This window comes from Bifidobacterium choerinum (genome assembly GCF_000741135.1).
GTDB lineage: Bacteria > Actinomycetota > Actinomycetes > Actinomycetales > Bifidobacteriaceae > Bifidobacterium > Bifidobacterium choerinum.
In genome coordinates this window covers 37,880-58,623 of sequence record NZ_JGYU01000001.1, presented here as the reverse complement: position 1 = coordinate 58,623, position 20,744 = coordinate 37,880, and the positions used below count along the sequence as shown (strand labels likewise).

General features: G+C 70.4%; 19 protein-coding genes. 7 read left to right on the top strand and 12 right to left on the bottom strand.

The genetic code is table 11. The annotated features are described in order from the left end of the window. The first annotated feature begins 81 nt into the window (after positions 1 to 81). The 5 genes from arc to BCHO_RS00225 all read left to right on the top strand — a co-directional run bounded on the left by arc (position 82) and on the right by BCHO_RS00225 (position 6,254). Positions 82 to 1,722: a proteasome ATPase gene (gene arc, locus BCHO_RS00245; RefSeq protein WP_081707930.1), complete on the top strand. Its 1,641-nt coding sequence runs from the start codon at positions 82 to 84 to the stop codon at positions 1,720 to 1,722. Further along, positions 1,719 to 3,350: a depupylase/deamidase Dop gene (gene dop, locus BCHO_RS00240; protein WP_024540783.1), complete on the top strand. Its 1,632-nt coding sequence runs from the start codon at positions 1,719 to 1,721 to the stop codon at positions 3,348 to 3,350. Before arc ends, dop begins: the two co-directional genes overlap by 4 nt. Positions 3,351 to 3,535: 185 nt before the next feature. Beyond that, complete coding sequence (locus BCHO_RS00235) at positions 3,536 to 4,459, top strand: inositol monophosphatase family protein (RefSeq protein WP_418214991.1); 924 nt, start codon at positions 3,536 to 3,538, stop codon at positions 4,457 to 4,459. 101 nt (positions 4,460 to 4,560) lie between these two features. Next, complete coding sequence (locus BCHO_RS00230) at positions 4,561 to 4,764, top strand: ubiquitin-like protein Pup (RefSeq protein WP_024540785.1); 204 nt, start codon at positions 4,561 to 4,563, stop codon at positions 4,762 to 4,764. Beyond that, a complete protein-coding gene (locus tag BCHO_RS00225; RefSeq protein ID WP_024540786.1) occupies positions 4,764 to 6,254 on the top strand; it encodes a proteasome accessory factor PafA2 family protein in 1,491 nt (496 codons plus the stop codon). The genes BCHO_RS00230 and BCHO_RS00225 overlap by 1 nt, the downstream gene beginning before the upstream one ends. Positions 6,255 to 6,345: 91 nt before the next feature. Here BCHO_RS00225 and BCHO_RS00220 read toward each other — a convergent pair whose 3' ends face one another. The 12 genes from BCHO_RS00220 to BCHO_RS00165 form a co-directional block, all read right to left on the bottom strand. After that, positions 6,346 to 6,627, bottom strand: coding sequence for an HU family DNA-binding protein (locus BCHO_RS00220; RefSeq protein ID WP_022857750.1), 282 nt, complete (start codon positions 6,625 to 6,627; stop codon positions 6,346 to 6,348). 161 nt (positions 6,628 to 6,788) lie between these two features. After that, positions 6,789 to 9,260 (bottom strand): lysylphosphatidylglycerol synthase transmembrane domain-containing protein, encoded by a 2,472-nt coding sequence (locus BCHO_RS00215; protein WP_024540787.1) that lies wholly within the window; start codon positions 9,258 to 9,260, stop codon positions 6,789 to 6,791. Between the two features lie 279 nt (positions 9,261 to 9,539). Beyond that, positions 9,540 to 10,982 (bottom strand): adenylosuccinate lyase, encoded by a 1,443-nt coding sequence (gene purB, locus BCHO_RS00210; protein ID WP_024540788.1) that lies wholly within the window; start codon positions 10,980 to 10,982, stop codon positions 9,540 to 9,542. 81 nt (positions 10,983 to 11,063) lie between these two features. Continuing rightward, a complete protein-coding gene (locus tag BCHO_RS00205) occupies positions 11,064 to 12,356 on the bottom strand; it encodes a PGAP1-like alpha/beta domain-containing protein (RefSeq protein WP_474843895.1) in 1,293 nt (430 codons plus the stop codon). Positions 12,357 to 12,631: 275 nt separating this feature from the next. Beyond that, the gene (locus BCHO_RS00200) at positions 12,632 to 13,009 is read right to left on the bottom strand and encodes a hypothetical protein (protein ID WP_152595921.1); all 378 of its coding nucleotides are present in this window, start codon (positions 13,007 to 13,009) and stop codon (positions 12,632 to 12,634) included. A gap of 231 nt (positions 13,010 to 13,240) precedes the next feature. Next, complete coding sequence (locus BCHO_RS00195; protein ID WP_024540791.1) at positions 13,241 to 13,843, bottom strand: DUF6466 family protein; 603 nt, start codon at positions 13,841 to 13,843, stop codon at positions 13,241 to 13,243. Next, positions 13,840 to 14,850, bottom strand: a complete 1,011-nt coding sequence (locus tag BCHO_RS00190) for a vWA domain-containing protein (protein WP_024540792.1) — start codon at positions 14,848 to 14,850, stop codon at positions 13,840 to 13,842. Before BCHO_RS00190 ends, BCHO_RS00195 begins: the two co-directional genes overlap by 4 nt. After that, on the bottom strand, positions 14,847 to 15,899 hold the full coding sequence (locus BCHO_RS00185) for a vWA domain-containing protein (protein ID WP_024540793.1): 1,053 nt from the start codon (positions 15,897 to 15,899) through the stop codon (positions 14,847 to 14,849). The genes BCHO_RS00190 and BCHO_RS00185 overlap by 4 nt, the downstream gene beginning before the upstream one ends. 2 nt (positions 15,900 to 15,901) lie before the next feature. Further along, positions 15,902 to 16,435: a hypothetical protein gene (locus BCHO_RS00180; RefSeq protein ID WP_051354861.1), complete on the bottom strand. Its 534-nt coding sequence runs from the start codon at positions 16,433 to 16,435 to the stop codon at positions 15,902 to 15,904. Then, complete coding sequence (locus BCHO_RS00175) at positions 16,432 to 17,409, bottom strand: DUF58 domain-containing protein (RefSeq protein ID WP_024540795.1); 978 nt, start codon at positions 17,407 to 17,409, stop codon at positions 16,432 to 16,434. The genes BCHO_RS00180 and BCHO_RS00175 overlap by 4 nt, the downstream gene beginning before the upstream one ends. Then, positions 17,406 to 18,464: an AAA family ATPase gene (locus BCHO_RS00170; protein WP_024540796.1), complete on the bottom strand. Its 1,059-nt coding sequence runs from the start codon at positions 18,462 to 18,464 to the stop codon at positions 17,406 to 17,408. The genes BCHO_RS00175 and BCHO_RS00170 overlap by 4 nt, the downstream gene beginning before the upstream one ends. Positions 18,465 to 18,567: 103 nt before the next feature. Next, positions 18,568 to 19,269, bottom strand: a complete 702-nt coding sequence (locus tag BCHO_RS00165; RefSeq protein WP_029675414.1) for a uracil-DNA glycosylase — start codon at positions 19,267 to 19,269, stop codon at positions 18,568 to 18,570. Between the two features lie 135 nt (positions 19,270 to 19,404). On the opposite strand from BCHO_RS00165, the gene BCHO_RS00160 reads away from it, so the two are divergent. Then, a complete protein-coding gene (locus BCHO_RS00160; protein ID WP_024540797.1) occupies positions 19,405 to 20,085 on the top strand; it encodes a LytR C-terminal domain-containing protein in 681 nt (226 codons plus the stop codon). Positions 20,086 to 20,346: 261 nt separating this feature from the next. Continuing rightward, a complete protein-coding gene (locus tag BCHO_RS00155; protein ID WP_024540798.1) occupies positions 20,347 to 20,556 on the top strand; it encodes a cold-shock protein in 210 nt (69 codons plus the stop codon). Positions 20,557 to 20,744: the final 188 nt, after the last annotated feature.

Sequence of the window (20,744 nt, the reverse complement as noted above, 5' to 3'; positions counted from 1 at the left end):
CCGCGCGACGCCGCCGGGCACAGATCGGACGAAGCGCATGACGAGGTGGAGATGCACGAACCAGACGTTGCCGGCGATGCCATGGCCGGCTTTGATGCCTCAGCCGCTCCTTCGGCCGATTCCCCCGAAACCCATGCGGATCTCGCCGCGCACGCCGACCGGTTGCAGGCGAAGAACCATGCGCTCGCGGCCGCCCTGCGGCGCGCGACCGACGAACTCGCCAAGGCGAAGTCGCAGCTCGAGCAGTTCACGCGCCCGCCGCTGGGCTTCGCGACGATGCTGCGGCTGCACGACAGCCGCATCGACGGGCACGGCGTGCGCCACGCGAGCGTCGAGGTGATGCACGGCGCGCGCCGCATGGTCGTGCCGGTGGCCGCGCAGGTCGACGCCGCGCGCCTCGAGGCGGGCATGACATTGTTGCTCGACGAGAACCTCGTCGTCGTCGCGACGGCGACCGCCGAAGGCGTCGGCGCCGTGCGCGCCGTCGACGACGTGCTCGACGACGGCCGGCTCATCGTCGTCGACGCCTCCGGCGACCGCCGTCTCGTGCGCCGCGCCCGCGACCTGCGCGACGCGCGGCTGACCTGCGCCGACCGCGTCGTCGTCGACCCGTCGAACCACTTCGCCGTCGCGACGGTGCCGCGCGAGGAGACGGCGCAGCTGCTGCTCGAGGAGACGCCGGACGTCTCCTTCGGCGACATCGGCGGACTCGATGCCCAGATCGCGCGCATCCGCGACGCCGTGCAGCTGCCGTTCGAACACCGCGGCCTGTATGCGGCCTACGGGTTGACGCCGCCGAAGGGCGTGCTGCTGTACGGGCCGCCTGGCAACGGCAAGACGCTCATCGCGAAGGCGATCGCGCACGAACTCGCCGGCGAGGGCGCGCGCGGCGTCTTCCTCGCCGTCAAGGGGCCGGAGCTGCTTAACAAATACGTCGGCGAGTCGGAACGGCTCATCCGCCTGCTGTTCGACCGCGCGCGCGAACGCGCCGCCGCCGGGCAGACCGTCATCGTCTTCATCGACGAGATGGACGCGCTGCTGCGCACGCGCGGCTCGGGCGTCTCGTCGGACGTCGAGACGACGATCGTGCCGCAGTTCCTCGCCGAACTCGACGGCGTCGAACGGCTCGACAACGTCATCGTCATCGGCGCGTCGAACCGCGTCGACATGATCGACCCGGCCGTGCTGCGCCCGGGCAGGCTCGACGTCAAGATCCGCGTCGACCGTCCGGACAGGGACGCCGCGCTCGCGATCGTGGCGCGCTACCTGACGCCGCGGTTGCCGTACGCCGACGGCGTCGACGCCGCCGCGCTCGCGCATATGCTCGTCGACGACGTCTACCGGCGCGACGGCGCGCGCAGGCTCGGCCGCGCCGTCCTCGACGACGGCTCGAGCCGCGCGATCGCACTCGCCGATGTCGTCTCCGGCGCGATGCTGCGCAACATCGTCGACCGCGCCAAGACGGCCGCCGTCAAGGCGAGCGTCGGCGGCGGCGAACCGGTCGCGCTCGACGCGGCGATGGTCGCGGCGGCCGTCGACGACGAATACCGTTCGGTGCGGGACACGCTCGCCGGCGTCGACGCCGCGCAGTGGGCGAAGGTCAACGCGCTCGGCGACGGCCGCGTCGTCGAGCTGCGGCGCGCCGACGGCATCGACGACGGCGACGGCAACGAGGCGGACGCGGCGTATCGCACGCGCCGGCCGGAAAGGACAGGGGCATGAGCGTCAGGAGGGTGGTCGGCACCGAGACGGAGTACGCGGTCATGGCGGATCGGGGCAATCCGGTGCGGTGGTCCTTCGACGTCATCTCGGGCGCCGGAGCGGACGGCGACGCGCGCCGGATCCGCTGGGACTACCGGCAGGAGGACCCGGTCAACGACATGCGCGGCCGGCGGCTCGAACGCGCCGCGGCACGCCCGGAGATGCTCACCGACGAGCCGCAGCGGCAGATCACGAACGTGCTCGCCGACAACGGCGGCCGGCTCTACGTGGACCATGCGCATCCGGAATACTCGTCGCCGGAGACCTGCGACCCGTTCACGGCCGTCGCCTACGACACGGCCGGCGACGTGCTGATGCGCCGCGCCGCCGAGCACGCGAACGCCGAAGGGCTCGACGACGGCACGTTGCGGCTCTACCGCAACAACGTGGACGGCAAGGGCGCGAGCTGGGGCTCGCACGAGAACTACCTGATGCGCCGCGACGTGCCCTTCGACGCGACGGCCGCGATGATGACGGCGCATTTCGTCACCCGCCAGCAGTACGTCGGCTCGGGCAGGATCGGCCTGGGCGAGCGCGGCGAGCGGGCTGGCTACCAGCTGAGCCAGCGCGCCGACTACTTCCATATGAACGTCGCGCTGCAGACGACCTTCGACCGGCCGATCGTCAACACGCGCGACGAGGCGCACGCGCCGGCGGACATGCGCCGGCTGCACGTCATCGTCGGCGACGCGAACCGCATGGACGTGCCGCGCGTGCTCAAGCTCGGCACGACGAGCATGCTGCTGTGGACGCTTGAACACGCCGACGAGGCCGGCATCGACGTCGCCTCGCGGCTCGAACAGCTGCGGCTGGCCGACCCGGTCGACGCGATGCACCGCGTCTCGCACGACCTGACGCTCGCCGAGCCGCTCGCGCTGGCGCACGGCGGCACGATGACGGCATGGCAGATCCAGGTCATGCTCAACGCGCTCGTCTACGAGACGGCCGCCGCCGTCCACGGCACCGACACGCGCGGCGAGCCGGTGTGGCCCGACCGCGAGACGAGGTCGGTCATGGCGATGTGGAAGCAGGCGCTGCTCGACGTGGCCGCCATCCGCCACGCCGACGATGGCGAACGTTTGCAGTCTATGGCCGAGGCGGGGCGTCTTGAATGGCTGCTCAAATGGCAGCTCGTCGAACGGATGCGCCGCCGGCTGCACCCGGACGAGCCGCTCGAACGGGCGTTGGCCGACCCGCGGCTGCAGGCGATCGATCTGCGCTGGGCGAGCCTCGACGAATCCGAGTCGATCTATGCGCGGCTGCGCGGCCGCACCGAGCGCACGGCGAGCGACGACGAGATCGCGCAGGCCGTGGACACGCCGCCCGCGGACACGCGCGCGTGGCTGCGCGGAACGCTTGTGCGTCGCTGGCCCGAGCAGCTGCGCGCCGTATCGTGGACGCACGTCACGACACGCGACGACGCCGACGGGCGGCAGTGGACGCTCGACATGAGCGACCCGCACGCCTTCACGCAGGAGGCCTGCGCCGAGGTGCTCGCCGGCGCCGACGACGCATGGGGCGCCGTGCGCGCGCTCGGTGCCACGCCGGCGCCGCGGCCGCGAGACGGCGACGCCCGGAATGCGGTATGATGGCATCGACACCTATGCAAACGTTGTACTGATGTTGCGCCGTCGCGCTTCGGCCGTATCGCGGAGCCGGTGCATCGAAGGGACAGACGGGACCAAGTCGCCCGCCGCGCGCCGCGGACACGAGACCACGACGGCGCCGCGAGGAAGCGACCGACGGGAAACGACGAGAAACGAGGACGGGCACGATGACGATGGAACTGCGCGACCTGGCGATGCAGGTCGCCCGCATCGCCCAGGACGCCGGCGAGCATGCGCTCAGCAACCAGGTGACGCCACGCAGCCTGACCGAGGTGAGCACGGCGGCGCGCGACTATTCGCATGGACTCGAACTGGACGGACGCCTCACCCAGTTCATCTACAACAGGCTCACCTATGTGGACCCGTTCAACGGACGCTGGGATGAACGCAGCGACGAATGGCATGCGGGGGACCGCTACTGGTGCATCGGCGGCATCGACGGCGTCATCAACTACACGCGCAACATGGCCGAATGGTCGGTCACCGTCTCGCTGTTCGAGTTCAACGAGTTCGGCTCCGCGCAGCCGATCCTCGGCGTCGTGCACGCGCCGGCGCTGCAGTTGACCTACATCGCCGCGCGCCGCAGCGGCGCGATCCGCATGCGCGCGACGCCGCTCGGCGAGAAGCGCGAGAAGATCATGCCGTCGACGACGAGGAGCCTCGACGGCTCGGTCATCGGCTTCGGCATGTCGTTCAAGTCCGACGAGGCGCGCCACGCGCTCAAGGTCGTCGGCGACATCGCCGGCCGCCCGGCCGACATGAAGCGCATCGGGCCGTCGTCGCTCGACCTGTGCAAGGTCGCCGACGGCACCTACGACGCCTACTTCGAGCCGCATCTGCACAAATGGGACGTGCCGGCGCTCTCCGCCGGCGCCGTCGTGCTGTGGGAGGCGCAGGGCCAGCTGAGCAACTGGCGCGGCGACCTGATCCACTGGCGCAGCGAGAACAACCTCGTCGCCACGAACGGCCTCATCCTCGACGACCTCAAGCCCTACCTCGTCGAATCCTGGGACACCGGCGATGAATCCGACGGGACATTCGGCGACGCGCCCGGCGGTGCGGCCGCAGACTCGTCGCAGCCGGCGCGCTAGACGGCCTCGACGCCGATGACGATGCGATCGGAGCGGCCGATGCAGCCGATGCAGTAGTGTGGCAACCGGATCACGAAAACCCGGACGAGGGAGGAACGACGATGCCACAGGAACAGCACAGCCAGTCGATGGCGCACGACGAGCAGCACGAGGACGACGCCGCGATTGGCGCGCAGACCACACATAGGACGGCCGCTGACGCCGCGATTGACGACCTCGACGCGATCCTCGACGACATCGGCATGGTGCTCGAGACGAACGCCGAGGAATACGTCAGCGGATTCGTGCAGAAGGGCGGCCAGTGATGCCGCAGCTGCACGACAGCGGCAACCGCGGCCGCGTCGGCGCGCGCCCGTCGGCGCATCTCGACGACTTCGCGCGCATCTTCGGCATCGAGACCGAATATGGACTGAGCGTCACCGGCGCGTCGCGGCCCTGCGACGCCGGACAGGTCGCGATGATGATGTTCCAGCCGATCATGCAACGCGTGCGCGCGACGAACACCTACCTGACCAACGGCTCGCGGCTCTACCTCGACGTCGGCGCGCACCCCGAATACGCAACCGCCGAGGCGCGCACGCCCGGCGACGCGACGCTCGCCGACGCCGCCGGCGAACACATCATGCGCGATCTGGCGCTCGACGCGCAGCGCCGCCTGCGCGCGACGCTCGGGCAGGGCGCGACGATCCATCTGTTCAAGAACAACGCGGACAGCGCCGGCCACTCCTTCGGCTGCCACGAGAACTACCTCGTGCGCCGCGGCGTCGCGCTCGGCCAGATCGAGACGCAGCTGCTGCCGTTCCTGATCACCCGCCAGATCCTCACCGGCGCAGGCCGCTTCGACGGCGTCCGCTGGCACGTCACGCAGCGCGCGGCCTTCGTCGACGAGACCGTCTCGTCGGCGACGACGCGCTCGCGGCCGATGATCAACACGCGCGACGAACCGCATGCCGACCCTGAGTCCTTCCGCCGCCTGCACGTCATCATCGGCGACTCGAACCGTTCGCAGTGGGCGACGACGATGAAGCTCGCGACGACGCATCTCGTGCTGTGCCTGATGGAATGGGGCGCGCGGCACGGCGAGGAGACCGGGCTCGAATCGATCGCGCTCGCCGACCCGGTCGAGGCGAACCTCGCCGTCGACGCCGACGGTCCGCGCGCGGCGCTGCGCCTGGCCGACGGCACGACGACGACCCCGCTCGCGCTGCAGCGGCGCGTGCTCGGCGCGGTGCTGCGCTTCGTGCGCATGCGCCGCGACGAGGTCGCCGCGTCCCTCGACGGCGACCCGCTCATGACGCTCGACGACGTGCTCGGCGAATGGGAGCGCGGCATCGAGACGCTCGCCTACGACGACGAGGGGGCAGGGCTCGCCGACCGCGCCGACTGGGCGTGCAAGCGCCGTTTCGCGGCCCGGCTCGCCGCGCGAGGCGCCGTCGACCCGATGCGCCTCGCACAGCTCGACCTCGACTACCACGACATCGCCAGCGGCGCGCTGTTCGCCTCGCTCACGAGGCATGGCATGATGCGCGCGCTGTGCGACGACGCGCGGATCGAACGGGCCGTGACGACGCCGCCGGCCGGCACGCGCGCCGTATTGCGCGGCGCCTTCGTCGCGCACGCCGAGGCGGCGCCGGTGGCATGGTCCTGCGACTGGACGCAGCTGCGGCTCACGGCGCCGGTGAAGGACGACGTCATGATCCTCGACCCCTTCGACGCCGTCGGCGACGAGCGGTACGCGAGGCTGCTCGCCCTGATCGACGGGGCGTGTGGCACCGGCGCCGACATGGCCGTATGAACGCGCGGATGCGACCGGGCGACGAATACGATGAAGCCCCCGACCAGCGTTGGTCGGGGGCTTCATCGGTCGATGCGGCATGGTCAGCCGATCATTCGGTGACGGCCTTCTTCAGCAGGGAGCCGGCCGAGATGCGCACGCCGTAGGTCGCCGGGATCTCGATGGTCTCGCCGGTGCGCGGGTTGCGGCCGGTGCGGGCGGCGCGCTTGACGCGCTCGGCGGAGAACAGACCGGTCAGCTTCAGGCCTTCGCCGGACTTCATGGCCTCGACGAACACATCCTGGAATGCGTTGACGGCGGCCTCAGCCTGAGCCTTGGTCAGGTGGGACTTCTGAGCGATCTTGGTGACGAGATCAGACTTGTTGTATGCCATGTGAGCATCCTTCTTGGTTCAGGGGTTGAGCCCATTGCACGTCTCAACCACATGTTCAGTAATGAATCTTAGCGCATAAATATGGTGAAAGCGGCGTTTCGTAAGGGTTTTGGGAACTTTTTTCGCGTTCGGCGCCCTTCGGGCCGCCTTCGGGGGCGAAATCAGATCAGATTGTGCCTATCGAGCCATTTCATCGCGAGCGCGCCGACCGGGATGCGCAGCCAGTAGAAGCCGAGGCGGTAGACGAGCGTCGCCGAGATTGCGATCGTCGACGGCACGCCGACGGCCGTGAACGCGACCGACAGCGCGGCCTCGACGGCGCCGAGGCCGCCCGGCGTCGGCACGGCCGAGCCGAGCGTGTTCGCCAGCAGGAAGATGAAGGTCGTCTCGAAGGGGTTCGTCGAGTAGCCGAAGGCCTCGAGCGCCGCCCAGAAGCCGAAGCCGGTGGCGATGTTGAGCAGCAGGCCGCCGGCCGCGCTGACGACGAGCTTCGCCGGCTGCGTCAGCGTCTCGAGCAGGCTGCGCGCATACGACTTGACGAGCGGCAGGTATTTGTCGGTCACCTTCTTGCGCACCGGCGGGATCGCCATCGCGACCGAGACGATGAGCGCGACGGCGGCGATGACGATGATCAACGTGTTCGTCGGCACCATGCTCGACAGCGAGTTGCGGCCGGTGAAGATGCCGATGACGATGAGCAGCAGCACGGTGACGGCGGCCTGCACGGCCCAGACGGCGCTCATGATCGCCGTGGCGACGGTGTTGCGGTAGCCGCTCTTGCGCAGGAACTGCAGGTTGACGAAGGCCGGGCCGATGCCGGCGGGCATCGAGACGGCGGTGAAGCCGGCGGCCATCTGCGAGAACAGGATGCCGAGCGGACGGCGCTTGTCGCGGTCGATGAAGCCGCCCAGCGAGACGGCCGAGCCGACCCAGGCGAGGAAGCTGAACAGCAGCACGACGAGCGCCATCCAGATGTTCGCGTCGCGCGCCGCCTTGATCATCTCGCTCGGGTTCATCTGCGTGATGATGACGACGACGGCGACGACGAGCAGCGCGAGCGCGAAGAACGAGCGCGCGCTGAAGCGCGAGAGCGTCACCTGTTCGAGTGATTCGGAGACCTCCTCCGGCGCGAGCGCGCCCATGGCCTTGCGCAGGTCCTCGAGCAGCGTCTTGCTCCAGCCTTCGAGCGTGCGCGTCGAGGCGGGCACGGCGGCCTTCTGCACGAAGGGAATCAGGTTGACGAGCGTCTCGTCGCCCCAGACGCGTCGCGCGACGCGCAATGTGCGTTCGATGCCGACGAGCGCCGAGCACAGCGCGAGCAGCTGCACCTTGTCGAGCGAGACGTTGGCCGGCGAGCTTGCGTCGTCGCCGTTCTGCCAGCCGGCGATGACCGGCGCGCCGTGGCCGGTGCGGGCGAGGACGTCGGTCGTGATACGCCGGTGCGTGTAGCCGCGCCGGTGCGCGCGCCGCAGATAGGTCATGTATCCGGCGACGGCGTCGTCGTCGAGGTGGGCGAGGTCGGCGGGGCGCAGCGCCGAGTCGCGGTCGAGCACGAGGATCGACGATTCGCCCGAATCGACGACGCCGTAGGGGCGCATCGAGGCGAGGCCGAGGTTGCGCAGTCCGAGCAGCATCGCGAAATGGTGGTGCGTCGCGCTGACGGCGGAACGGTCGTGGCGCACGGCGACGCCGCTTAGGCGGATGAGCTGCCACAGCTGGTTGAGGTAGCCGGTCACGTGCAGCTGGTTGTCGAGGACGGAGACGACGTAGCGTGCGCCGTCCTTCGTGCGGCACGAGTAGATGCGCGAGTTCTCGACGAGGTCGTCCTCGAGCGATGCGTGCAGGATGCCGTCATGGGCGTCGTCGGCGTCGCGCAGCCGCAGCTCGACCGGGTCGAGGCCGATCTGCCGCAGCGCCGTGACGACGTGGACGCCCCAGGCGCCCGAGTTCGGCGTGCCGATCGCGAAGCGGATGACGAGGCCGACGATGCGGCCGATGAGGATCGAGACGATGACGCCGGGGACGGAGTTCCACGAGCTGATGACGAGCAGCAGCGCGCCGACGAACAGCACGTTCCAGCCCCATTTGACGGTCGAATGCATGCGTCGCGGTCCCGCCACCGTCAGGAAGGCGCCGATCGCCGCGTAGAAGTCGGGCAGCAGCGACGTGCCGGCGTGCGTGCCGGTCGACAGCAGCGAGTTGACGAGGATCGCCGAACCCTGCGAGGACAATAGGTAGGAGACGCCCCAGACGGCGCCGAAGCCGAGCATCAGCGCGCCGACCGAGCACGCCGAGCGCAGCCATTCGCGGCTGACGACGAGCTGGATGAGCACGCTGACGACGGCGTACACGACGATGAGCTGCTGCAGGAACGATGCGGGCACGTCGAGCAGCCATTCGAGGGCGCGCGCGGCCGTGTGCGCGTCGCTTTCGACGCCGGCCGTGATGCCGCGCAGATAGACGGCGAACACGATGACGAGCACGCCGGCGATGAGCGCGGCGGCCGCATGGATCAGGTCGGAGAAGACGTGCGCGCGTTGCGGCTCGTTGTCCGCGATGACGACGTCGGAGGTTCCCGGCACGTCGCCGCCGTGCGGCCGGGTCGTCGGCGTTTCCTGTTCAGATGCTTGCATCGGCGTCCTTTTCCCATGGATGACGGCGCCGGCGGGCGTCGTCTCCGCCGCGTCCTGCCGTCTTAGAACGCTACCATTCTAGGGGAGCGGCTGCCAAAACGCCGGCGGCGGACACCGGCTCGGACACCGGCATGGACACCGCCGTGGACACGGCGCCGGCTCGGACGGACACATGTCCGGCGCCGGCCACGATATGCGAAGGCCGCCGCCCGTACGCCGGCGGATCCATGCGGGGGATCTCGCGGCGGACGGACGACGGCCGGTCGAAGGTTGCGCGCGTCAGCGGTCGTAGGCGACGAGCTTCGCGGCGTCGCCGACGTAGGTCGCCGGCGTCAGCGCCTTGAGGCGCGCGGCGGTCGCCTCGTCGAAGGCGAGCGAGTCGATGAAGGCCTCGACGTCGCGCTGGCCGATCTCGTGCCCGCGCATCAGCTCCTTGACCTTCTCGTAGGGCTTCTCCATGCCGGGCAGTCCCGCGAGCTCGCAGGCGCGCATCGCCGTCTGGATCGGCTCGCCGAGCACCTCCCAGTTCTCGTCGAGTTCGCGCGCGATGACGGCCTCGTTCGGATGGATCGACTTGAGTCCGCCGAGCAGGTTGTTCAGTGCGAGCACCGAATAGCCGATCGCCGAGCCGATGTTGCGCTGCGTCGTCGAATCGGTCAGGTCGCGCTGCCAGCGGGATTCGACGAGCGTCGCGGCGAGCGTATCGAGCAGCGAGCACGAGATCTCGAAGTTCGCCTCGGCGTTCTCGAAGCGGATCGGGTTGATCTTGTGCGGCATCGTCGACGATCCGGTCGCGCCCTTGACCGGCACCTGCGCGAACACGCCGCGCGAGATGTACATCCACACGTCGACGCACAGGTTGTGCATGATGCGGTTCGCATGGCTCATCGTGCCGTAGAGCTCCGCCTGCCAGTCGTGCGATTCGATCTGCGTCGTCAGCGGGTTCCACGTCAGGCCCATGCGGTCCTCGACGAAGGTGCGCGAGATGTCGATCCAGTCGGCGTCCGGGACGGCGGCCAGATGCGCGCCGAAGGTGCCGGTCGCGCCGTTGATCTTGCCGAGGTACTGTTGCGCGCGCACATGGCCGACCTGGCGGTTGAGGCGGTAGACGTAGACGGCGAGCTCCTTGCCGAGCGTCGTCGGCGTCGCCGGCTGGCCGTGAGTCAGCGACAGCAGCGGCAGGTCCCTGAAGCGCTCCGCCTGCTCGGCGAGCAGGTCGACGATCGCGTCGATGCCCGGCAGCCAGACACGTTCGACGGCGTTCTTGACGCAGCGGGCCGTCGACAGGTTGTTGATGTCCTCGGAGGTGCAGGCGAAATGCACGAGCGTCTTGAGTCCGGTCAGCTGCGTCGGGTGGCCGAGCACGTCGGCGGCCTTGTCGAGCTGGTCGTCGATGTAGTATTCGACGGCCTTGACGTCATGGTGCGTGACGGCCTCGTGCGCCGCATGCTGTTTGATGCCTTCGGCGCCGAACTCCTCCGGAATCGCGCGCAGGAACGCCTGCTCCTGTTCGGTCAGCGGCTCGACGCCGGGGACGATCGGCTTCCATCCGTTGCCGGCGTAGCCGTTGGCGAGCATGATCATCCATTCGACCTCGACGCGCATGCGCTCGCGGTTGAGGGCCGGCTCGCTGAGGTATTCGACGAGTTCGGCGGTCTGGGCATGGTAACGGCCATCGAGCGGAGTGAGCGCGATGGCGGGGGTGATGTCGGTAAGCTTCATGCCCCTCACTCTACGCAGGGCCGTGAACGCGCGGGCACCGCCGTCCCATCCATGAGACGGCCGGCGCCGTCCGTGCGTCCGTCACCGGTGCCGCCCGTCGTCCGTGTCGTCGCCGATGCGGCCCTGCCAGTACGTCGTGCCCTGATAGCCGCCCCCGATCGTCGCGCGCAGATGCATGTCGTGCCGCTCGAGCGCCGGCGAGCCGAGTTGCGCGGCGTTCGCGTACGCGGCCTCGTGGAACGCGAGGTCGTGCGTCAGCGGCAGCGGCCCGTCGCCGATGTCGACCGGACTCGAGGCGAGCAGCCGTCCGTCGTCGCCGTCAGCGGCGAGCGCGCCGCGCACCGTCAGCCATCGGTCGGACTGCGGGCTCGCGGCCCCGTCGAGCGCGGCGACGAGCTCGTCCTCCATCTCGACGCTCGTCACCCACACGTCGTCGCCGACCGGATGGTTCGCGATCGGCGAGCCGGCGGTCACGATGTGCTCGATGCGGAACTCGTCGACGTAGTCGCTCGCGAGCGTCGCCGCGACGATGCCGCCCTGCGAGTGCCCGACGAGCGCGACCGGGTCGTCGGCGCCGACGCCGGCGAGCCGCATCGCCTCGGCGACGAAGCGCGCGCTGTCCGCACGCGCGCGCCGCACCGCGTCGTCGCCCATCAGTTCGACGTTCTGCTCCCACCCGAAGGGCGAATCCGGCTGCCCGTCGGTGCCCGGGATCGTGACGAGCCACGCGTTCGTGCCGTCCTCGCGCGCATAGCGCGAGATCGCGATCGTCGCGTACGACAGGCCGGTGCGCGCGCCGTCGCCGTTCGCGGCGCCGAGCCGGCGCAGGTCGTGCAGCGCCGCGGCGGTGGAGTCGACGTAGCCCACCGGGCGCGCGTCGGGCAGCGGCGAGACGCATGCGACAACGAGACGGTCGCCCTGCAGCCGGTCGTTGGCCGGCGCGCTCACCGCGGCGATGCCGCCGGCCGCCGCGGCGACGTGCCGTCCGTCGTCGCCGAGCGAGCCGAGCGCGGACAGGCCTCCCGGACCGGCCAGTCCGCCCGGTGCGCCGAGAGCGGCGATGCCGGAGAGGTGCGCGCCGATGCCGGCCATCAGCCCCTCCTGCATCCACGCCGTGGCATGCGAGGCATGGGCGATGCCGGAGGAGCCGTCGGCGGCGCCGCAGGACCCGTCGACGGCGCGGCCGACCGACGCCCCGTACAGGCCGACGCCGGCGGCGAGCGCCGCCATCGCCGCCGGGTTGAGCGTCGTCAGCAGCTGCACGGCCTTCGACGTCAGCCTGCGGCTGCCCGACTCGGCCGCGTTGTACAGGCCGTGGGCGCGTGCGACGAGGTCGGCGAGGCGGCCGCATTCGTCGCCGATGCGGCGCAGCATCGTGCCGATGTCGTTGCAGGCGTCGACGGCGCGCGTGATGCGGTGCGTCAGCGCCGCCGAGGCTGCCGCCGCGCCGCCGGCGGCCTCGACGGCGGGCAGCCGCGCGAGCACGTCCATCTGGCGCGTCGACAGCGCGAAGGCCGTGCGCGTCCAAGCGTCGGCGCATGCCGTGAGCGTGCTCCGGGCCGCCTCGAGCCGCGCCCAGGCCGCGCGGTAGGCGCCGTCGTCGGCGACGCCGTAGGAGCCGCCGTATACCGAGGATGTCACCCGTCCGGTCATCGCGCACCTCCCGTCGCCAGCAGCATCGCCGGTGCGAGATCGGCCTGCGCGCGCACGATGCGCGCCTGCGCGCCGGCCGAACGGATGCGCTCGCGGTAGAGTTCGGCGGCCGTGCCGTGCCAGCCGTCGATCGCGGCGGCGCCGAGCGAGGCGGCGGCCTCGTCGAGCGTCGCCGCGCATTCGCGCGCCATCCGCTGCATGATCCGGTGGCAGTCGGCCATCGCGGCCTCGAGCATCGCCGTGCCGTCGGCGTCCCGGAACAGCGGCTGCGGCGTGGCGGGCGGCATCAGCGTCGGCGCGCCGCCCAGCGGTCGTATCGGCCGGCGTCCGTGGGACGGGCCGGCCATCTGCAAGATGTGCTGTGTCGTATCCATGGGTCCCATTGGACGTCCGGGACGGCCGCCGTGTCCAGCCGGATCGGGCGTTGTGACCGGAAGGGTGGCTCGGCCCCGGAATGTGGACGACACGGCGTGTGGATAACAGCCTTCTCTATCCACAGCGGATGTGGAAGGACCCGGCCGCATCCACCGATTGTGGATACGGTCGGGCCCGTGATGCGCATGATGTGCACCCCGCCGGCGCCCGGCGCCGGCGGGGGAGCGCCGCTACCAGGGTTTGGCGTCGCGGTTTCCGGCCGTGCCTCCCTGCTGCGTGCGCTTGCCGTCCTGCGTCGCCGTGGCGTCGTCGCCTGCGGTCGGCTCGTTGTTCCTGAGCAGCTCCTCGAGCTTGCGGCGTTCCTGTTCGTCGAGCGCCGGGTCGGCGCCGCGTTCGGCGTCCTGCGTGCGTTTGCCGTCGGCGTTCTGGTTCTGGCGGTCCTGCTCTTCCTGCGCGATGCGGTCCTCGATCCGCCCGGTCAGCGCCCTGGAGACCTCGGCGTTGCGCTCGACGGACGTGGCGAGCTGCGGCAGCAGCGTCGCCTTCGCCGCCATCAGCGCGTCGTAGCGCGCGTCGGTCTGCCGCTGCTGCGTGAGCAGTCGCCTGAGGTCGGCGTCGGGCTTCGACGCCTCGTCGATCGTGCGCGTCAGCGTCGCCGTGGCGTCGGCGTTCTCGTCGGCGGCGTGGACGTTCCACAGCGACCAGACGGCCACGGCCACGGCCACGACGGCGACGGCGAGCAGTACGATGCGCGCGGCGAGCGGCAGACGGCGCGCGCGGCGTTCCGGTTTGGATGATGCGTTGGATGATGCGTTGGATGATGCGTCGGTCATTGCAGCAGCCTCCTCGACTGGCCGAACCATGCGCCGGCCTCCCAGGCCATGACGGCGAGCAGCGCGAGCACGAGCGGCCAGACGACCGGCGTGACGCGCACGCGTTCCTTGTCCGTCGTCGTCGCGCGCCACCGGCGCGACTCCTTCGCGATCGCCGACGAGGCGACGGTGCCGCCGGAGTCGGTGAACAGCGCCGACCCGCTCAGTTCGTCGGCGATCGACTCGATCTGGCGCCGGTCCATGATCGACACGCCCGGCTGGCCTGTCGACGGGTCGACGACCCATCCGCCGTCCGCGCCGTCGGCCGCCGGCTTCGGCACCTTGCCGCCGGCCTCGGTACCGACGCCGATGACGCAGGCGTCGTCGAGATAGCGGCGCAGCGACGAGAACGTGCGCCGCGACGTCGGGATCGTCTGCTCGCCGTCGGTGATCAGATACAGCACGATGCGGTCGTCGGGATGCGCGTCGCGGATCGATTTGAGCGTCAGCAGCAGCTGGTCGATCGCCGCGTCCGCCGACGATCCCGACGACGCGGCCGTCGGCTCGACGCGCAGCGACGACGCCCAATGGTCGATCGCCGCCGCGTCAGGCGTCAGCGGCACGTCGAGCGTGCCCGACGAGCCGAAGCTGACGGCCGCGAAGCTCGAGTTCGCGTAGGTCGCCGTGATGTCGTCGATCGCCGCCTTCGCCGCGTCGAGGCGGCTGACGTCGCGCCGGTCGCCGTAGGTCGCGTCGGACACGCCCATCGAGCCGGTGACGTCGGCGGCGATGACAACGTCGGTCGCGTTCACGGCGCGGCTCGTCGTCGTCGTCGCGACGCTCGGCGTCAATGCGATCACGGCGAGCAGCACGCAGATCGCGGCGCGCCTGACGCACATGCCGAGCGTCTCGTCGCCACGGCGGCGCACATGCAGCACGACGACGCCGACGGCGAGCGCGACGAGCACGGCCGCGAACAGGGAGCCGACGACCCATCCGAGCGCCGGCGCGAAGGTGAATCCGTTCATCGTCTCAACCTCCAAGCCACGAGCAGCCATGCGCCGACGAGCGCGGCGAGCGCGAGCGTCCACCAGCCCGGCGCGTCCGTCCATGCGGCGCGGCCTGCGTTCTCGACGTCCTTCGTGCGCCGCGCGTCGATCGAACGCACGAGCGCGTCGACCGAATCGCCGTCAGCGCGCGTCAGGAAGACGCCGCCGTGCCTCTCGATGAGCGTGCGCATCTGCTGCGTCGCCTCGTCGCCCTCGCTCTGCTCGGGGCCGGAGAACAGGCCGTCGACGGCGATGTGCGCCTTCGACGTCATCGCGAGCGCCTCGTCGAGCGTGTAGGTGGGCGTGCCGGAGACGACGTTGTCGGTCGCCAGGACGATCGACGCATCGCGGCTCATGTCCGACGACGAGCGCCCGTAGGAGAAGCCGGGCAGCATCGCCGCGCAGCTGACGAGGCCGTCGCCGATCAGGCTCGTCGCGTTCTTGCGGTTCTGCGTGCCGGCGAGCCAGTCGGAGACCTGCTGGTACTGCCGGTCGGTCATGTCGTCGATGTCGTCCTGCGATTCGACGCCGGCGAGCAATGCGCTCGCCTCGTCGAGCTGGCGGCTGACCATCGCGTAGTCGTCGGTGAGCGGGAACACGGTGCGCGACGTCGAATTGAAGATGCTCATGCCGATGCGTTCGCCGCGGAAATGCCCGACGAGCGAACGGTAGGTGTCGATCACCTGACGGTCGTAGGGCAGCGCCGAGCCGGAGACGTCGAGGCACAGCACGATGTCGCGCGTCGCGCTGCGTTCGTCGGAGGCGTCCACCTGGGCCGGGCGCGCCGCGAACACGCAGGCGAGCGCGAGCGCGAGCGCGACGAGCGCCGCGGCCGCGCGGTTGAGCCGGCGCCATTGGCGCGCCAGCCGCGCGCCCAGCTCGGTCTCGAGACCGTCGTCGACGTCCCAGGCCTCGGCGTCCGCCGGGTCGGCGCCGCCGCGCGCGTTGAGCCAGAAGGCGAGCGCGCCGATCGCGCATGCCGCGGCGAAGGCGATCGGGATCGCCCAGGGCCATTGCCAGTGCAGCATCGTCAGCGCCACCTTTCCACAAGATCGGACACCCAGCCGGCGGCCGTCGCGACCGACGCCTCGCGCGCGTCCGGATGGCCGCCATCGGCGAATTCGGGCGGGTAGAGCGCGGCGATCGTCATGCGCAGCGCGTCCCAGTTGCCGGCGTCGCCGCCGCGCGGCTCGCGTTCGAGGTCGCGCAGCGTGCGCGTGGCGAGCGGGCGTCCCGTCCTCGCCGATGCGAAGGCGCGAGCGATCGCGGCGAGCCGCGCGTAGGCCTCGTCGGCCGTGATCCTCCGCGCGTCGTAGTCGTGCACGACGGCGTCGATGCGCGCGAGCCAGGCGCGCCTGTCGGAGCCTTCGGCGTGCGCGCCGGAGGGCCGGCGCGCCGTCCGCGTGCGCTTCGGCATGAACGCGAGCGCGACGCAGACGGCCGCGACGGCGAGCGCGACGCCGGCGCAGATCCACAGCGGCGTCGTGAGCCGCGGTGCCGGAACGGCCGTCAGTTCATCGGATTCGACGGCGAGCAGCAGCATCGCGATGACGGGGCGGCTCATACGGACACCTCCTTGCGCGGCGCCGTCGCTCCGGCGCGCAGATGCGAGCGCGCGCCGGGCGAGCCCAGACAACTCAGTGAGATCAACCGGACGAAGTCATGGAACATCGCCTCGCTCGAATCGGCGTGGATGAGCCGGGCGCCGGCGCGCGAAAGCTCCTGGCGCAGTGCCGAGACGCGGTACGCGCGGTGCGTGGCGACCTCGTCGGCGAGCGCGCGGCGCGTCAGGAACGCCGGGACCCGCCGGCCGCTGACGCCGTCGACGACGCGCGAGCCGCGGCGTGAGGCGACCGGCTCGGCGGCGAAGGGGTTGACGGTGGCGACGTCGATGAGGACGAAGGGATGGGTCTGGGCGATGCGGCGGATGCGGCGCAGCTCGCCGTCGCCGACGGCGCCGTCTGCGGTCGCCAATACGACGAGCGCGTCGCGGTCGCGCAGGCGGACCGCGTAGTCGAGCAGCGCGCCGAGGTTGCGCGGATGCGACCAGGAGCGCTCGGACGCCTCGTCGATCGTGCGTTCGAACTGCGCGAAGCCGCCGTGGAACGGCACGCGCGTGATGCGCGACGCGTCGCCCAGGACGAGGGAGACGTCGTCGCTGCGGCGCAGCGTCAGCGCCGCGAACATGCACAGCGCGTTCGCGGCGACGGCGTACGCATGCTCGCCCGACGGGCAGGTGGCCGTCATCTCGCGGCCGGCGTCCATCAGCAGGTGGACGCGGCTGCTCACACGGCGCTCGCGCTGCACGACCATCGTGCGGCCGGAGCGCGCGCTGATCTTCCAGTCGATCTGGCGCGCCTCGTCGCCGATCTCGTAGGCGCGCACGTCGAGCAGGTCGTCGGTGCCGCCGCGCCGCGGCGAACGGTGCTCGCCCTCGAGCACGCCGAGCGCGCGCGCGACGGTCGGCAGCGACATCGACGTGCCCAGCGCCTCGATGCGCCGGCGCACCGGGTCTTCGTGTCGGCGGGCGTCGATCATGGAACCGGGACCGCCCGGACGATCTGGTCGACGACCTGGTCGGCGGTCACGCCGTCGGCGAGCGCCTCGAAGGTCAGCAGGATGCGGTGGCGCAGCACCTCATGGGCGAAGCGCTTGAGGTCCTCGGGGATCACGTAGTCGCGGCCGGCCATCAACGCCGAGGCCTGGCCGATGCGCACGAGCGCGATCGACGCGCGCGGCGAGGCGCCGAGGCGCACGAGCGACGCAAGCCCCTGGACCGGCTTCGGGCCGCCGCCGCGTGACGTGTCGGCGATATCGACGGCGTACCGCATGATCGGGTCGGCGACGTGGACGCGGCGGGCCGCGGAGCGCAGGAACTCGACGTCGGGGATCGAGACGACGTCCGGCGTCACGGCCGTCGGGTCGATAGTGTCGGAGCCGCGGCGTGTGAGCATCGCGAGCATCGCGACCTCCTGCTCGGGCGTCGGATAGGTCATGACGGCCTTCATCATGAAGCGGTCCATCTGCGCCTCGGGCAGGTTGAAGGTGCCCTCCTCCTCGATCGGGTTCTGCGTGGCGATGACCATGAACGGCTTGGGCAGCGGGATGCGCTGGCCGCCGATCGTCGTGGCGCCCTCGGCCATCGCCTCGAGCATCGCCGACTGCGTCTTCGCGTTCGAACGGTTGATTTCGTCGAGGAGCACGAAGTTCGCGTGGATCGGGCCGATCTGCGTCGAGAAGCGCTGCGTCGAGAAGTCGAAGACCTGTGTGCCCACGAGGTCGGAGGGCATCAGGTCGGGCGTGCACTGGACGCGCTTGAAGGTGCCGGAGACCGAGGTAGCGAGCGTCTGCGCGGCCGTCGTCTTCGCCAGGCCCGGCACCGATTCGATGAGGATGTGGCCGCCGGCGACGAGCGTCGTGATCAGCGATTCGCGCAGGTTGTCCTGTCCGACGAGCGTGCCCGAGAAACGGTTGCGGATGCGGGCGACGAGCTGCTGCGCACGCGCCGCGTCCTGGGCGGACAGCGCCGGATGGTTGGGGGCCGCGGGCGGGGCGGCGGGCGGCGTCTGTGGTTGCTGTTGGAACAAGGCCATGGCATGCACTCTTCTGTAGTACGGATAGGTTCGAGAGCACATTGTACTTGCCATGCTTGAGCGCGGTCCGCCGGCGCCGGTGCCGACGGCCCGCGCGGGGGCGCTAGAGCGTCCAGTCGATCGGGGAGGCGCCCATCGCCTCGAGCGCGGCGTTCGCGCGCGAGAACGGGTGCGAGCCGAAGAAGCCGCGCGAGGCGGACAGCGGGCTCGGATGCGCCGAGGCGATGATGAAGGCGTTCGTCAGCAGCGGCGCGAGCGTCTGCGCGTTGCGTCCCCACAGGATCGCGACGAGCGGCAGCGGCCTGCCGTCGTCGTCGACGCGGTCGTTGAGCGCCCTGACGGCCGCGTCGGTGACCGGCCTCCAGCCCTTGTCCTGATGGCTGTTCGGACGGTGCGCCTCGACGGTCAGGCTCCTGTTGAGCAGCATGACGCCCTGGCGCGTCCACGGGCTCAGGTCGCCGTTGCGCGGCGGCGGCACATGCAGGTCGTCCTGCAGTTCCTTATATATGTTGATCAGGCTCTTGGGCAGCGGGCGCACGTCCGGCGCCACCGAGAAGCTCAGGCCGACCGGGTAGCCCGGCGTCGGATACGGGTCCTGCCCGACGATGAGCACCTTGACGTCGCGCAACGGCGGCACACGGAACGCGCGCAGGATGTTGTGCGCGTCCGGCAGGATCTGCCTGCCTTCGGCGGCCTGCTCGTGCAGGAAGTCGCCCATCCGGTGGATCTGAGCCTCGACGGGGGCGAGGGCGAGCGCCCATTGCGGGTCGATCGATTCGTTCAGCGGTTTGCATGGTCTGCTCATGGCTTCAAGGGTACCCGCGGCGCGTGCCGGTGGCGTTGCGGCGTGCCCAGTGCGTTCGTTATAGTGAGTTGCGGGAACGTCGTGCGCGCGCCTTGGCCGGTCGCGCACACGCTCGTAAGACACGGAAGGACCATTATGGCTCGCAAGGACAGCGAAGGTTACGACTCCTACCCGAAGGACGCCTACGACGACCCGCCCCAGGGCCCGGTCGGCGTGCACCGGGGCGCGCGCCCGTGGGGCGTCAGGCTCACGCCCTTCGTCGTCGTCATCATCGCCGCCGTCGCCGCCGGCGTGCTGTTCTGGGGCATCTTCTCCGGTGAGGCGGCGAACCTGCTGCGCGGACGCGTCTCGTCGTCGGCGAGCTCGAGCGCGCAGGTCGCGCAGACGACGAAGGCGGCGGGGGAGGACGAATCCACGGCCTCGGCGGGTGCGGACGCGTCGGCCTCGCCGAACGAATCGGCCTCGTCGGACGCATCGGCGTCGCCCTCCGAGTCGGCGTCGCCGAGCGAGTCGTCGCAGGTGCCGACGCCCGAGGAGTCGCAGCAGGTCAACAAGGCGGCGGCGATCAGCGTCGTCAACGGCACCGCGCAGGAGGGATACGCGTCCACCGAGGCGCAGAAGCTCGTCGCCGACGGTTACACGAACGCCACGCCGATGAACCCGGGAGACATGGCGCTGCCGGGGCAGACCGTCGTGTGGTACCAGAATGACGCCGATCTGGCCACGGCGCAGGCCGTCGCCAACACGCTCGGCATCGCCACCGTCGAACAGGCGCCCGGCATCGGTGCGCCGGTCGTCGTTGTGCTCATGCAGTGAGCGCCGTCTTCGCGGCCCATCGGACGGGTCCGTGCGCCTTCGGGTGTGCGGACCCGTTCTTTCGTCGCCGTGCCGGCCGGCGATCTCGTCCCCGTTCGGTCCATATTCGGGACGCATGGGGCCGCCGGGTGCGTCCCGGGCCATATGGGTGGCTACACTGTAGTTGCGATTACGGTCTGATTCCCGTTGATTGGGGACGTTTTAGGTCACGGGTCATGCCGATCGCGATTTCATGGTTTGGCTAAAGAAAGAATTAGGGAAATGACACAGGGAACCGTCAAGTTCTTCAGTGCTGGCAAGGGTTATGGTTTCATCACGACGGCGGAGGGAGGCGATGACGTCTTCGTCCACTATTCGGCGATCCAGTCGGAGGGCTTCCGCACGCTGCACGAAGGCGACGCCGTCGAATTCGAACTGGAGGACACGCCGAAGGGGCTCCGCGCGACGAAGGTATCGGTGATCGGTCGCTAGCGCCTCGCCGCGGGGCCCATCAAGGCCGGACCACGACCCGCACGAAACCGCCCGCGGGAACGTCGTCCGGCCTTGTCGTATCCGTCCGTCCGTCCCCGCCGCGCCGGCATGTCCGCCCGGCCCATATCTTGCCCACAGCGCAATGTGCAGCATGTCGTGTTGGCACTCGGGCATCGAGAGTGCTAATC